Origin of the sequence: Nonomuraea sp. ATR24, assembly GCF_041950485.1 — a bacterium.
Lineage (GTDB): Bacteria > Actinomycetota > Actinomycetes > Streptosporangiales > Streptosporangiaceae > Nonomuraea > Nonomuraea ceibae.
In genome coordinates this window covers 96,335-109,852 of record NZ_JBGNUU010000030.1, presented here as the reverse complement: position 1 = coordinate 109,852, position 13,518 = coordinate 96,335, and the positions used below count along the sequence as shown (strand labels likewise).

Sequence of the window (13,518 nt, the reverse complement as noted above, 5' to 3'; positions counted from 1 at the left end):
GGTGAAAGGGCGGGTGGGGGCTGAGGTGAAGGGGCCGGGGGGCTTGGGGCTTCGGCGGGCCGTGCCAGGTTCGTGGGTTGCGGCCCTGCGAGGCACAAGGGCGTGCCCCTGGTTGGCGGGGTTAGGCGGTTAGGAGGTGTTCTCGTTCCTGGAGGAGTTGGGTGTGGAGGGCTGCGAGGTCGTTTCGCTGGACGGTGAGGGTGTGGAGGGAGGTGCCCAGCCACTGGGACATGGCTGTCACGGCGTTGCGGGTGCGGTTGATGCGCTGGTGTTTGAGGGCGTCGGTGATGATGTTGTCGAAGAAGGTGTCGGCGAACCAGCGGGTGTCCACCTTGGGGAGTCGTGGGGTGGCGGTCCAGCCGATGTCGGCGAGTTCGCGGGAGAAGACGTCGAGGGCGCGCTGGGCGTGCCAGGCGACCTGGTCGGCTGCTCTGAGGTGGTGGTGTTCGACCGCGTCGGCGAAGGCACCGCCGCCGAGCATGTCGAAGGTGGAGGCGCCGTGGGCATGCTTGAGGAGGGCGAGCATCTCGGCGACCGCGCGGCGGGCCGTGTCGCCCGCCTGGATGGCCTCGTCGTGCTCTCGGAGGTCGGCCTCGGTGTCGGCCAGTTGGGTGGCCAGGTCGATGAGGCGTTGCGCCCGGGGGTCGGCCAGGTTGACCAGGAGGCTTTCCTTGTCGGCCAATGCCTGCTCGTAGGCTTCGGCGGCGCCGGCCAGGTGGGACAGCACCCGGTCCGTGGCTTCGAGGTCGGCGGTGAGGTCGGTGAGGCGGTGGCGCTGGCCGTCGAGGCGTTCGGCGGCGGCCTGGGCCTCGGCTCGTTCGCGGGTCAGGCGCTCTTGTTTGCCGCCCGTCAGGCCCGCCAGGAACCCTGAGAAGCCGCCCTCCAGTCGGGTCACGTCCCGCTGTTCCTTCTTGAGCTCGGCCTCCAGCCGGGTGACTGCTTCGGTGACCTCCCTGAGCTGGGTGTTGACGGTGGAGCGCCGGGCGGCGAGCTGGTCGAACCTGCGAACGGCTTCACGTGTTTCCCGCAGGCGACGGTCGAGGTCTTCGATTGGGTCCACGACTTTGTGGACGAATGGGGGGCGGTGGGTGTTCCTCGGAGGGTTCCCGTGCCGGGTGGTGTTTCTGCATGGGGGTGGGCGTTTCAGGCTGCCAGGGCGGGGGTGGGGTGGGGGGCGCAGAGCCAGTCGTTGAGGGAGCCGGTGAAGCCGGAGGGTGGGCCGACGCGCAGGCAGGTGATCTGGTCGCCGCCGGTCGTGGGGGCGATCTTGAGGCGTCTGATGCTGCCTGTGCGGCCCAGGTCGGCCGGGGTGGTCGAGCAGGGCGTGAGGCGGACGCTCAAGGATGATGGCGGGCCGATGCGCAGGTGGTCGTCGATGAGGCGGAGGCGGGCGTCCGGGTGGGCGGCGAGGAAGGCCAGCTGGTCGGTCACCAGGCGGTGGGCGACCGTGCGGAGGAGGTCGGTGGCGCACAGGCGGTGGGCGCAGGCCGCGCCGTCGAGGGTGATCTCCGGCAGGGCGAAGCGGCTCAGCCCTCGGGAGGTGACGCTGAGCGCGTCGCAGGTGCCCGTGTCGGCGGGGTTCCACGGTGGGCAGGTGGCGTCGTCGTGGACGCGGACGTCCCAGCCGAGCCAGCCGTCGCCGAGGTGGAACTTGGCGGGTTCCGCCACGGGGTGGGTGGGAGTGGGCCGAACGGGGTGGGGCTGGGTGGTGCCGGTCAGGGGGTCGATGAGGAGGCCGGCGCTGGCGTGGGCGAGGGTGCGGGCTGTGGCTCGGGCGAGCTGGGCGGCGGCCGGGAGGGCGGTGGGCGGGGTGGTGGCGGAGATGACGACGTGCTCGGTGGAGCGGCGCAGGAGGCGGCGTTCGGCGTCGGTGAAGGTGGTGGTGCCGGGCTGTCTCCAGGGGGTCGGGTGGTGGGTGAGGAGGAGGGACCGGGTGCCCGCCTGGGCGATGGCGGCCCGGCGGTAGGGGGTGCCGACGCGCCACGGCAGGGCGGTGAGCTCGAACGGCAGCCGTTCGACGGCGACGACGAACAGTGAGGTCAGCAGGGCTGGCAGGGCAAGGGCGATCTGCATGGCGGCCTCCCGGGGGATGGGTGCGGTGAGGCAGCCAGGATCGGGCAGCGGGGCGGCGGGGCGTGGAGGAGAACGGCGTTCTGTGGACGGTGGAGGAGGGAGGCCGCCGTGCCTGTGGACGACGGGCGCGCGGGCCCTCTCCTATGGACGACGGGCGCCCCGGCCCTCTCCTGCGGACGACGGGCGCCCCGGCTCTCCCCTGTGGACGACGGGCGCCCCGGCTCTCCCCTGTGGATAACGGGTGGAGGGGCTAGGGCGGGGGGCGGTGGATGACCAAGGATTGGCCGGGGAGGCGGATGCCGTCCTCACCTGCCTCGATCGGCTCGTCGGAGGCCAGGAGCACCGTGCCCAGCGTGCCCGGCAGGGTGCGGGTCTCGGTGCTGAGGTTGACGCTGACCGCCAGCGGACCGCGCCGCACCACGAGCCAGTCGCCCGCCGGGTCCGTCTCGACGCGCACCCGGTCCAGGCGCGGGTCCGACAGTTCGGGCAGCGCCTTGCGCAGCGCGATGAGGTCGCGGTACCAGCACAGCAGCGACCAGTGCTCCTCCCCCTTGAGCTCGTCCCAGTCGAGTTTGGAGCGCAGGAACGTCTCCTCGTCCGACGGGTCGGGCGCCTCCCAGGCGTAGCCGAAGCCTTCGAACTCCTTCTGCCTCCGCCCGCCCTCGCTCTCGCGCAGGTGGGGCTCGACGTGGTCGGAGAAGAACAGGAACGGCGTCCCGGCCCCCCACTCCTCCCCCATGAACAGCATCGGTGTGAACGGTGAGGTGAGCAGCAGCCCGGCGCCGAGTTTGAGCGCGGGCACCGGCAGCCGGTCGCCGGGGGGCCGGTTGCCGATCTGGTCGTGGTTCTGCAGGCAGGCGACGAGCCGGTGGCCGGGGACTCCGGTGAAGGGGGCGCCGTGGGCGCGTTCGCGGAAGCTGGAGTAGCCGCCGTCGTGCAGGACGCCGCGGGTCAGCACCTTGGCCAGGGCGGGCAGGCCGGCGAAGTCGGCGTAGTAGCCGTGGGTCTCGCCGCTGACGGCGGTGTGGAGGGCGTGGTGGACGTCGTCGTCCCATTGGGCGGTCATGCCGAGTCCGCCGGCGTCGCGGGACCGTACCATGCGGGGGTCGTTGAGGTCGGATTCGGCGATGAGCGTGAGGGGCCGGCCGAGGGAGCAGGCGAGGGCGTCGGTCTCGTCGGCGAGTTCGGCGAGCAGGTGGGTGGCCCGGCGGTCGTGCAGCGCGTGGACGGCGTCGAGCCGGAGCCCGTCGAGGTGGTAGTCGCGCAGCCATTGGAGCGCGTTGTCGATGAAGTAGCGCCTCACCACGTCGGAGCCGGGCCCGTCGAGGTTGACCGCTTCGCCCCAGTAGCTACCGGCGAAGCCGGAGAAGTACGGGCCGAAGGGGTGCAGGAAGTTGCCCGACGGTCCGAGATGGTTGTAGACGACGTCGAGGAGGACGCCGAGGCCGGCCCGGTGGCAGGCGTCGACGAAGGTCTTGAGTCCGTCGGGGCCGCCGTAGGTCTCGTTGACGGCGTAGAGGTCGACGCCGTCGTAGCCCCAGTTGCGGGTGCCGGGCACGGGCGCGACCGGCATGATCTCGACGAGGTCGACGCCGAGCTCCACCAGGTGCTGGAGCCTGTCGGCGGCCGCCTCGAAGGTGCCCTCGGGGGTGAAGGTGCCGATGTGCAGCTCGTAGATCACGCTGCCGCGCAGGTCGCGGCCCTTCCAGTCGTGGTCGGCCCAGGTGAAGCGGTCGTGCTCGTAGACGGCGCTGGGGCCGAAGACGCCTTCGGGCTGGCGGCGCGAGCGCGGGTCGGGGTAGGGCCCGTCGCCGTCGAGCACGAACCCGTAGCGGCTGCCGTGGCCGGCCTCGGCCACCTCGGCGGACCACCAGCCGCCCGCGCCGGCGGTGAGGGGGTGCCGCCGGCCGTCCACGTCCACGTCGACGGCCGTGGCTCTGGGTGCCCACACCTCAAAGATCATGTCTCTCCAGGAGTGCGACGGGATACGTACCGAGCAGGTGGGCGAGCGGGACGCGGCCGGTGTGCCGGCCGCCGGCGAGCAGGTCGCGCCAGTGGCCGGGCGGCAGCGTCAGCGTGGTGGCCCCCCAGCCGCGCCGGGCCAGGCGCACGGGCAGGCGGGTGGCGACGGCGACGGCGGCGGGCCGGTCGCCGCGAGCGAAGGCGATCACGTGCTCGGCGGCGTCGCCTTCGGCGCTCATGGGGGTGTACGCGGCGGCGGGTTCGAGGCGGCGGCGCAGCCGCAGCGCCTGGGTGGTGACGAGGAGCTTGGCCGCGTCCCACTCGGTGGCGGGTTCGCGGGGGAAGCTGACGGGCCGCCGGTTGTCCGGGTCGACCAGGGAGAAGTCGGTCATCTCGTTGCCCTGGTAGACGTCAGGCACGCCGGGCATCATGAGCTGCACGAGCTTGGCGCCGAGCGAGTTGGACATCGCGTAGGGGTCGATGCGCCGGGTGAACGCGCCCACGTCGAGCCGCACCGCGGCCTCGGCGAAGGCGCGCAGGCGCTGCTCGTAGCCGGGGTCGGGGCGGATCCAGGAGATCGCCGTCTTGGCCTCGCGGGCGGCCTTGAGCAGGTAGTCGGTGAACCGCTCGGCGGAGATCGGCCAGGCGGCCATGAGGTTCTGCCAGGCGAGGTAGTCGAGGTGGCGGTCGAAGCTCAGCTCGGCCGACCAGCCCGCGACGGCCTCCGCCCACTCCTCGGGCAGCTCCGACAGCACCGACAGCCTGGCCCGCACGTCCTCGGAGCGTTTGGTGTCGTGGGTGGACAGCGTGGTCATGGAGTGGGGCGGCATGCTCGCGCAGAACGCGTGGAACTCCTCGGCGGAGAGCCCGAACAGGTCGGGTTCGCCGCCGACCTCGTTCAGGCACGACAGCGGGAACCACCGGTAGAGCGCGGTGTCCTCGACGCCCTTGGCCATCACGGGCCCGCACGCCTGCTGGAAGCGGATGATCGCCTCGGGCGAGCCGTACAGGGCCTGCTGGACGAGCGGCCGGACGGCGGGTGAGCAGGCTGCGGCGGCCTGCTCGACGATCTCCACGGACCGGCGCGGCGGCGGCTCGCCGGGCACCACGTAGGCGCGGTAGACGGGCATGGCGGCGAGCAGTTCGGCGGCGGCCTCGGGGGTGCAGGAGGCGGCGCGGGCCAGGCGGCGCACCTCGGGGCCGAAGAACAGGTCGATGACCTCGCGTTTGGCCCTGGCCATGACCGCGTGGTAGTCCTCGGGCTCGCCGGTCAGGCGGGTGAACAGCTCGACCAGCGGCGCCTTGCCCTCGGGGTCGACGAACAGGCCGTTGACGCGGTTGAGCGCCTCGTAACCGGTGGTGCCGTCGCACGCCCAGTCGCCGGGCAGCCGTTCGGCGCCGATGAGGATCTTCTCCACGACCGTCCACACGCCGCCGGTCCTGGCGCGCAGCGCCTCCAGGTAGCCGCGCGGGTCGGCGAGCCCGTCGGGGTGGTCGATCCGCAGCCCGTCGACGAGCCCCTCGTCGAGCAGCCAGAAGATCACCTCGTGGGTGGCGAAGAACACCTCCGGGTCCTCGACGCGCAGCCCGATCAGCGTCGAGACGTCGAAGAAGCGCCGGTAGCCTGGGCCTTCCCGCCAGTCGACCAGCTTGTGGTAGCCGGGCTGGGGGTAGCCGCGCTCGGCCTCGGCCGGGTCGGTGTCGTCGCCGAGGACCGGCAGCGCCACCTTCCCGCCGTCCCACTCGATGTCGAACCAGCGGGCGTACGGCGAGCCGGGCCCCTCGCGGAGCACGGCCATGAACCGCTCGTTCTCGGTGTTCATGTGGTTGGGGACCAGGTCGAGGACGATGCCCAGGTCGTGGGCGGCCAGCCGCTGGGCCATCTCCCTGAAGCCCTGCGCGCCGCCGAACTCCTCGCGGACGCGGGAGTGGTCGGTGACGTCGTAGCCGTGGCGGGAGCCGGGCACGGCCTGGAGGATCGGCGACAGGTAGACGTGGGTGACGCCGAGGTCGCGCAGGTAGCCGGCGAGGTCGGCGACCTGGGCGAAGCCGAAGTCGGGGGTCAGCTGGAGGCGGTAGGTCGAGATCGGCCTAGACACGGCGCAACACCCGCACGCTGCGTCCGGGCACGGCCACTCCCTCGCCCGCCCGGCACATCCGGACGTCCAGCCTGATCGGCATGGCGGTGTCGATCTCGGTCTGCCACATCTCTCCGTAGTCCTTGGGGATCGTGAACCTGATCGTGTCGTGGTGCGCGTTGAACAGCAGCAGGAACGAGTCGTCCCTGATGGGCCGGCCGCGGCGGTCGGGCTCGGTGATGGCGTCGCCGTTGAGGAAGACGGCCAGCGACTTGGCGTAGCCGACGTTCCAGTCGCTGTCGGTCATCTCCTCCCCGGACGGGGTGAGCCAGGCGATGTCGCTCAGGCCGCGCACCGGTTTGCCGTAGAAGAATCTCCTGCGGCGGAACACCGGATGCTTCTTGCGCAGCGCCGCCAGGCTCTGGGTGAACTCCAGCAGCAGCCAGTTCTCCCTGACGTCGGACCAGTCGACCCAGGTGATCTCGTTGTCCTGGCAGTAGCCGTTGTTGTTGCCCTGCTGGGTGCGGCCCAGCTCGTCGCCGTGGGAGAGCATCGGCACGCCCTGCGACAGGAACAGCGTGGTGAGGAAGTTGCGTTTCTGCTGCTCACGCAGGGATTCGACGGCCCAGTCGGCCGGGCCTTCCGCGCCGCAGTTCCAGGACCGGTTGTCGTCGGTGCCGTCGCGGTTGCCCTCCTTGTTGGCCTCGTTGTGCTTGTGGTCGTACGAGACGAGGTCCTGGAGGGTGAAGCCGTCGTGGCAGGTGACGAAGTTGATCGAGGCGGCGGGGCGGCGGGTGTCGGCCTGGTAGAGGTCGCTGGAGCCGGTGAAGCGGTAGCCGAACTCCGGCATGGTGGCCGGCTGCCCGCGCCACAGGTCGCGGATGGTGTCGCGGTAGCGGCCGTTCCACTCGGTCCAGCGTGAGGGGAAGTTGCCGACCTGGTAGCCGCCGGGGCCGACGTCCCAGGGCTCGGCGATGAGCTTGACCTGGGACAGCACGGGGTCCTGCTGGACCAGGTCGAAGAAGGCGCTCAGCCGGTCGACCTCGTGCAGCTCGCGGGCCAGCGTCGAGGCGAGGTCGAAGCGGAACCCGTCGACGTGCATCTCGATCACCCAGTAGCGCAGCGAGTCCATGATCATCTGGAGCACGTGCGGTGACCGCATGAGCAGGCTGTTGCCGGTGCCGGTGGTGTCGACGTAGTAGCGCTTGTCGGTGGGCACGAGCCGGTAGTAGTCGGGGTTGTCGATGCCCTTGAAGCTGAGCGTCGGCCCGAGGTGGTTGCCCTCGGCGGTGTGGTTGTAGACGACGTCGAGGATGACCTCGATGCCGGCCTCGTGCAGCGCCCGCACCATGGCCTTGAACTCCAGCACCTGCCCGCCGCGCTGGCCCTGGCTGGAGTAGCGGTTGTGCGGGGCGAAGAAGCCGATCGAGTTGTAGCCCCAGTAGTTGGACAGCCCGCGCTGCTCCAGGATGTGGTCGGTGACGAACTGGTGGACCGGCATGAGCTCCAGCGCGGTCACGCCGAGCTTGGTCAGGTGGTCGAGGATCTCGGGGTGGCCCAGGGCCGCGTAGGTGCCGCGCAGGTGCTTGGGGATCTTCGGATGCCCTATCGTCAGCCCGCGCACGTGCGCCTCGTAGATCACGGTGTCGTGGTACGGGGTCGCGGGCGGCCGGTCGTGGCCCCAGCCGAAGAACGGGTTGATGACGATCGAGCGCGGCACGTACCGGGCGGAGTCCTTGTCGTTGCGCGTGTCGGGCGAGCCGAAGCGGTAGCCGTAGACCGCCTCGTTCCACGTCACCCCGCCCTCGATCGCCATCGCGTACGGGTCGAGCAGCAGCTTGGCCGGGTTGCAGCGCAGTCCGCGCGCCGGGTCGTAGGGGCCGTGCACCCGGTAGCCGTAGCGCTGACCGGGGCCGATGCCCGGCAGGTAGCCGTGCCAGATGAACCCGTCGACCTCGCTCAGCCGTACGCGGGACTCCTTGTTGTCGTCGTCGAACAGGCACAGCTCGACGGCGTCGGCGACCTCGGTGTAGAGCGAGAAGTTGGTGCCCGCGCCGTCGTAGGTGGCCCCGAGTGGATACGGATCTCCCGGCCAGACTTCGATCATCGAGGCTCCCTCACGGTCTCTCCCATGTTCCGTTCCCCCGCTCCCCCGGACAAGCCGTGGGCATCACGTTCCTTCCCCGGCCCTCCGGACGATCACCTCAAGGCTGCGGCAAAACGGGTGGGCCGCCTCCCCTGGCGCGGCTGGGGAGGCGGCCCACGTACTCCAGCATGAGGGTTTGGTCCGCTTTTGCCCGGCTACATAGCCCTTCCATGGGCGGTTTCAAGAAATTTCTGTTACGCGGAAACATCGTGGAGCTGGCGGTCGCGGTGATCGTCGGGGCCACGTTCAGCGGGCTGGTGCAGGCGCTGGTCAGGGACCTGGTGACGCCGCTGATCGGGGCGGTCACCGGCGGGCGGCAGCCGAACTTCGCCGAGTACTCCTTCACCGTCAACGGCAGCGAGTTCAAGTACGGCGACTTCGTCAACCATCTGATCGCGTTCCTGCTGATCGCGGCCATCGTGTACTGGCTGGTCGTGATGCCGATGACGCGGCTGATCAGCCTGTTCGACCGGAACGAGAAGGCGGCCACCAAGCAGTGCCCCGAGTGCGTCGGCGACATCCCGGCCGAGGCGCGCCGGTGCATGCACTGCACGGTGGAGCTGGTCCCGGCCTCCGAGAAGCCGGACCGATAACCGACATATCCGGAAAAGGTGCGACCCACCACGCCGACGCCACGCGGACGACGGGCGCGCTGGGCGTGGGTTTCGTGTTCTTACGGCCACTACCGCACCAAGTGCGGCGACAGTTCGACAAGATGGACGGGTGAGCGTTGAGTTGATGGTCTGGGACGAGCCCGCCCCTATCTCCAGAGACCGGGCGCGGGCCGCGTACCTGGAGGTCAAGAAGACCGAGCCCGTCAGCGGGGAGCTGCCGGAGATCTCCAAGGAGCTGCCCGGGATCGTCACCGCCTACGACGATCACGTGCTGGTGACGATGGACCTGGACACCATGGACGAGATGTCGGCCCAGGTGTTCGCGACCGCACGGGCGCACGGGCTGGTGTGCTACGACCCGCAGCGCGACCTGGTGCACAACGTCGCGCCGCTGGGCGTCTACGCGGGCATGCAGCTCCACACCGGCGACGGCCTGATCGTGCACGACCCGGACCTGGGCCTGGTGCACGACGTGCTCGCGACGATGTCGCCGCAGAACCCGTTCACGGCCCTGGTCACCTTCGGCCACCACTTCATCCAGGTGTCGCCGGGCTTCGAGCTGGAGTACAAGGAGGGCTCGCTGGTCCGCACCCTGGTGGAGGACCTGGAGGAAGTGCGGCGTGCCTTCCACGAGTACGCGACGGGCGAGCGGGGATTCCTGACCCGTCACGAGTGGTCGGCCTAGCGGGCGGCCAGGCGTAGCCGGGCCAGCTTGACGACCGGGGTGACGGCGCCCACCAGCAGCAGCGCGAACAGGGGCGCGAGCACCAGGCCGAGCACGAACCCGGCGGCCACGTCGTGCGGGTAGTGCACGCCGACGAACACCCGCGAGAACGCCATGACGGCCGCCAGCGGGACGACCGCCCAGGCGAGCGTGCGCCACGCCAGCACCAGCGCTCCCGCCGCGCCCGCGGCGATGACGGCGTGGTTGCTGGGGAACGACCAGTCGTCCACCGGCGGGCAGGCGGCGATCGTCGCGATCCCGCCCCGGCACGGCCGGTCCTCGCGCACCACGGTCTTGAGCACCTCGCTCACCACGTACGCGCACACCACTCCGGCCGGGCCGGCGATGGTGATCGCCAGGTCGCGGGCGGGGGCGTTGCGGGCCCGCCAGAAGCAGAGCAGGAACAGCGCGGCGAAGACGAACAGCCCGCCGTCGGTGCCGACCTCGGCGAAGGTGTGCAGCCAGGCGGGCGTGGAGAGTGCGAAGTCGACGATGTCGCGGTACAACTCGTGTCCAATCCATTAACAGGTGATGGACACGACATTATGAATGGATCTTGGGCTTCGCCTCAGCCGAAAGGACGACCTAGGCGAGGAACCTGCGATCGAGGTCCAGATACTGCTGGCGCAGCTCGCCCTCGGTGATGAGCCCGCGGTCGAACGCCTCCGTCGTGGCGTCGCGCTCCGCGACGTAACAGGCGGCCATGATCTCGCTGCGCAGCGGCGTGAAGCCGCGCTCGACGCAGTCGGCGAACACGCTGACCTTGCCCGCCACGGTTTCCGGGGCGACGGTGCAGGCGAGGTCCTGGGCCTTGAGCTGGGCTACGGCCTCACGCAGCGTGACCGGGCCGAGGGAGCCGTTGAACCTGGTGTCAAGAGTGATCTTCACTTTCTTACGCCTCCGCATGTTTGAAACGTCCTGAAAAGGCGGCGTATTCCCTGGTCACAGCGGGTAAGAGGGCATGCGTGATCGGAGAGCACGTGATCGTCGGCTACACCGACGACGCCGGCGGGCGTGACGCTCTCGCCCTGGGCGCCGCCATCACGCGGATCACCGGCGGGGAGCTCACGGTGGCGGCGATCTACCCCCCGGGCAGCCCGGGGCTGGCCGTCGAGGCGCAGGCCGCGCTGGCGCACGCCGCCGGGCTGCTGGAGGACACCCCGGCCGGGTTCATGGCGTTCGAGAGCAGGGGCGCGGGACGCGGCCTGGCCGTGCTGGCCAGCCGCATCAAGGCCGACCTGATCGTCGTCGGGTCGGCCGACGGCGGGCAGCACGGGCTCATCTCCCTCGGCAGCACCGCCTCCCACCTGCTGCACCTGTCGCCGGAGGCGGTGGTGGCGGTGCCCGCCGGTTACGCGCCGCCCGAGCGGCCCGCCCGGCTGACGCTGGCGTACGTGCACCGGCCGCAGTGCGACGCGGCGGTCCCCCGGGTGGCGGAGGCCGCGCTCCGGCTCGGCGTGCCGCTCCGGCTGATCACCTTCGACCTGCGCACGGACGACCCTGAGCGCATCCGCGACGACCTGGCCCTGGCCGTCCGCCTGGCCTGGGAGAGCACCGGCCTCGAAGCCGAGGCGGACGTCGCCGAAGGGCACGACGTGGCCGCCGCCGTGGCCGCGGCCGAATGGCTGCCGGGCGAGCTGCTGGTCTGCGCGGCCAGCGAGGACGCCCAGCCGCACCGGGTGTTCATCGGCGAGCTGGCGATGAAGCTGCTGCGTGCCTCGGCCTGCCCCGTCGCGGTGCTGCCCCGGGGTTTTGTCTAGCGGCGCCGGGCCCGCTCGTACAGCTCCAGGTAGCGATCGGCCATGACGGCCGGGGAGAAGCGGCGGCGGGCCTCACGCCGGCACTCCTCCGGGTCCAGCTCGTCCACCCGCAGCACCCACTCGGCCAGTTCCTCCTCGGTGTCGGCGAGGAAGCCGGTGCGGCCGTGCTCGATGATCTCGGGCAGGCAGCCGCGCCGCAGCCCGATGGGCGGGACGCCGAGCGCCAGCGCCTCGACGACGGCGGTGCCGCCCGGCTCGTCCCACTGGATGGGGAACAGCGACGCGCGGGCGGAGGCGTACAGCCCGTCCCGCTCGGCGCCGCCGACCGAGCCGACCCACCGGGTCAGGTCGCCGTCCAGGTACGGGGTGACGCGCTCGACGAAGTAGCGCACGTCGGGGTGGCCGTGCAGCGGATGGCCCGGGTCCTGGGCGACGGCCTCCAGCTCGGCGGGCGAGTTCAGCCCGCTGACCGGGCCGGCCAGCACCAGCGGCAGGCCGAGCTTCTGGCACACCCGGGCCGCGATGTGCTGGCCCTTGAGCCCGCAGACGCGCCCCATGACCACCAGGTGCTCGCCCCGTTCGACCCGGACGTCCTGGTCGGCGAGCGGCGTGGCGAGGTGGACGGCGCCGAGCGCGGCCTCGCGCAGCGCCTGCGGGGCGCGGGCGAGCTGCGACTGCGAGACGCCGTTGACGGCGATCGACTGCGGGAAGGCGGAGTAGAACTCGTGGTGCTTGCGCAGGTCCCAGTGCAGCGTGTGCAGGACGGGCGGGCCGCCCAGCGCGGACAGCACGGCGGGGCCGACGACCTCCAGGTGGTCGTGGACCAGGTCGATGTCGTCGCGCCCGCGCAGTTCGGCGGCCAGCCGCGTCTGGTGGGCGTGCGCGAGACCCATGACCTGGTTGTAGGGCTTCTGCAGGTGGGCGAACTGCCCTTCGGGGAAGACGCTGATGTGCTCGTCGGCCTCCAGCGTGCTCGATCCGACCGTCGCCAGCACGACCCGCACGCCGCGCTCGCGCAGCGCGGGGACGAGCGTGGCGACCACGTTCTCGATCCCGCCGTAGCCGGGGGGCGGCACCGCGAGCCACGGCCCCGCGTTCACCAGGACGTTCATGCCACATCCTCCTCCAGTACGAGCGAGGCCAGCGGTGGCCGCTCGGCCACGGCCACATCCACCACGTCGGCCTGTCCTTCGAGTCCGAACTGCAGCAGCGTGTGCGCGGGAGGTCGCGAGGCGAGCACCTGGCCCTGGCGCTCCAGCCGGGACCAGGCGGTGAGCATGATCTGCCCGGCCATGCGGCCCAGCGCGGTGACCGACTGGTGGCTGTGGGTGCGGCAGCCGAGGTCGACCTGGGCCATCGCGTCCAGCCCGGCCACCTGGAGGAGGTCGACGAGCAGCCCGAACTCGACGCCGTACTCGGTGACGAACGGCACCCGCTCCAGGATCGAGCGGCGGGCCGCGTACTCGCCGCCGAGCGGCTGGCAGAAGCCGGACAGCTCGGGCCAGAACATGTTGAGCAGCGGCCTGGCGACCAGCTCGGTGACGCGCCCGCCGCCGCCGCGCCTGGCGACGCCGTCCTCGCCGGTGTAAGGCCGCTCGTAGGCGCCCTTGACGAACTGAATCCTGCGGTCCACGAGCAGCGGCCCGACCAGGCCAGAGACGAAGTGGGAGCCGAAGTCGCGCAGGTCGGAGTCCACGAAGACGACGATGTCCCCGGTGGAGGCGGCCAGGCCCTTCCACAGCGCCTCGCCCTTGCCGGTCAGCGGGGGCAGGTGGGGCAGCACGGCGTCCTGGGCCACCACGCGGGCTCCGGCGGCTGCCGCGCGGACGGCGGTGGCGTCGGTGGAGTGCGAGTCGACGACGAGGATCTCGTCCACGAGCGGCGACCGCTCGACCAGGTCACGGCGGATCGTGGTGACGATGTCACCGACGGTCGATTCCTCGTCCCGCGCCGGGAGCACGACGCTCACGGTGGTCGTCCCCTTGGCGAGGAGGAGGGCGTCGACCGGCCAGTCGGCCGCGGTGCTCGAGTGCGGCCCGTACCATTCCTCGACCCTTGCCAAGGCTCGCAGATCTGTCTCCATACAGTCAGCCCCGATCTCTGAGGTCACGGTCGGCGACATCTGCCCGCTCTACGAGTCTTCGAACATGTCTGTTTGTTT

At 71.1% G+C, this 13,518-nt stretch carries 12 protein-coding genes; 3 read left to right on the top strand and 9 right to left on the bottom strand.

The genetic code is table 11. The features are described 5' to 3' along the window. Positions 1–121 precede the first annotated feature (121 nt). The 5 genes from ACBI99_RS42200 to glgX form a co-directional block, all read right to left on the bottom strand. Positions 122–1,060 (bottom strand): hypothetical protein, encoded by a 939-nt coding sequence (locus tag ACBI99_RS42200; protein WP_219505546.1) that lies wholly within the window; start codon positions 1,058–1,060, stop codon positions 122–124. 83 nt (positions 1,061–1,143) lie between these two features. Continuing rightward, a complete protein-coding gene (locus tag ACBI99_RS42195) occupies positions 1,144–2,073 on the bottom strand; it encodes a hypothetical protein (RefSeq protein WP_375075020.1) in 930 nt (309 codons plus the stop codon). A 250-nt stretch (positions 2,074–2,323) separates the two neighbouring features. Beyond that, positions 2,324–4,024 (bottom strand): malto-oligosyltrehalose trehalohydrolase, encoded by a 1,701-nt coding sequence (gene treZ / locus ACBI99_RS42190; protein ID WP_375075019.1) that lies wholly within the window; start codon positions 4,022–4,024, stop codon positions 2,324–2,326. A gap of 1 nt (position 4,025) precedes the next feature. Beyond that, positions 4,026–6,134 (bottom strand): malto-oligosyltrehalose synthase, encoded by a 2,109-nt coding sequence (treY, locus tag ACBI99_RS42185; protein ID WP_375075018.1) that lies wholly within the window; start codon positions 6,132–6,134, stop codon positions 4,026–4,028. Continuing rightward, positions 6,127–8,220: a glycogen debranching protein GlgX gene (gene glgX / locus ACBI99_RS42180; RefSeq protein WP_219505537.1), complete on the bottom strand. Its 2,094-nt coding sequence runs from the start codon at positions 8,218–8,220 to the stop codon at positions 6,127–6,129. Before glgX ends, treY begins: the two co-directional genes overlap by 8 nt. Positions 8,221–8,429: 209 nt before the next feature. Between glgX and mscL the strand changes: the two genes are divergently transcribed. Continuing rightward, positions 8,430–8,852 (top strand): large conductance mechanosensitive channel protein MscL, encoded by a 423-nt coding sequence (gene mscL / locus ACBI99_RS42175; RefSeq protein WP_375075017.1) that lies wholly within the window; start codon positions 8,430–8,432, stop codon positions 8,850–8,852. A gap of 130 nt (positions 8,853–8,982) precedes the next feature. Further along, positions 8,983–9,558 carry a hypothetical protein gene (locus ACBI99_RS42170; protein WP_357583754.1) on the top strand — a complete coding sequence of 192 codons (576 nt, stop codon included), beginning with the start codon at positions 8,983–8,985 and terminating at the stop codon, positions 9,556–9,558. Here the strand turns inward: ACBI99_RS42170 and ACBI99_RS42165 are convergent. Together ACBI99_RS42165 and ACBI99_RS42160 are read right to left on the bottom strand one after the other, a co-directional pair. Beyond that, positions 9,555–10,103, bottom strand: a complete 549-nt coding sequence (locus tag ACBI99_RS42165; RefSeq protein ID WP_219505533.1) for a phosphatase PAP2 family protein — start codon at positions 10,101–10,103, stop codon at positions 9,555–9,557. The genes ACBI99_RS42170 and ACBI99_RS42165 overlap by 4 nt on opposite strands. A gap of 79 nt (positions 10,104–10,182) precedes the next feature. Continuing rightward, on the bottom strand, positions 10,183–10,485 hold the full coding sequence (locus tag ACBI99_RS42160) for a hypothetical protein (protein WP_219505532.1): 303 nt from the start codon (positions 10,483–10,485) through the stop codon (positions 10,183–10,185). A gap of 77 nt (positions 10,486–10,562) precedes the next feature. On the opposite strand from ACBI99_RS42160, the gene ACBI99_RS42155 reads away from it, so the two are divergent. Then, the gene (locus ACBI99_RS42155; RefSeq protein WP_308125768.1) at positions 10,563–11,357 is read left to right on the top strand and encodes a universal stress protein; all 795 of its coding nucleotides are present in this window, start codon (positions 10,563–10,565) and stop codon (positions 11,355–11,357) included. On the opposite strand, the gene ACBI99_RS42150 is transcribed toward ACBI99_RS42155, so the two are convergent. Then, entirely contained in the window at positions 11,354–12,469 is a 1,116-nt protein-coding gene (locus tag ACBI99_RS42150) for a glycosyltransferase (protein ID WP_219505529.1), read from the bottom strand. The two genes, ACBI99_RS42155 and ACBI99_RS42150, sit on opposite strands and share 4 nt — an antisense overlap. Then, positions 12,466–13,440 (bottom strand): glucosyl-3-phosphoglycerate synthase, encoded by a 975-nt coding sequence (locus ACBI99_RS42145; RefSeq protein WP_375075016.1) that lies wholly within the window; start codon positions 13,438–13,440, stop codon positions 12,466–12,468. The genes ACBI99_RS42150 and ACBI99_RS42145 overlap by 4 nt, the downstream gene beginning before the upstream one ends. Between the last annotated feature and the right edge of the window lie 78 nt (positions 13,441–13,518).

What these genes read in the sequence shown, in the direction of transcription:
- ACBI99_RS42195 (WP_375075020.1), bottom strand. Translation starts at nt 2,073, where the DNA reads ATGCAGATCGCCCTTGCCCTGCCAGCCCTGCTGACCTCACTGTTCGTC.
- glgX (WP_219505537.1), bottom strand. Translation starts at nt 8,220, where the DNA reads ATGATCGAAGTCTGGCCGGGAGATCCGTATCCACTCGGGGCCACCTAC.
- ACBI99_RS42145 (WP_375075016.1), bottom strand. Translation starts at nt 13,440, where the DNA reads ATGGAGACAGATCTGCGAGCCTTGGCAAGGGTCGAGGAATGGTACGGG.
- mscL (WP_375075017.1), top strand. Translation starts at nt 8,430, where the DNA reads ATGGGCGGTTTCAAGAAATTTCTGTTACGCGGAAACATCGTGGAGCTG.
- ACBI99_RS42150 (WP_219505529.1), bottom strand. Translation starts at nt 12,469, where the DNA reads ATGAACGTCCTGGTGAACGCGGGGCCGTGGCTCGCGGTGCCGCCCCCC.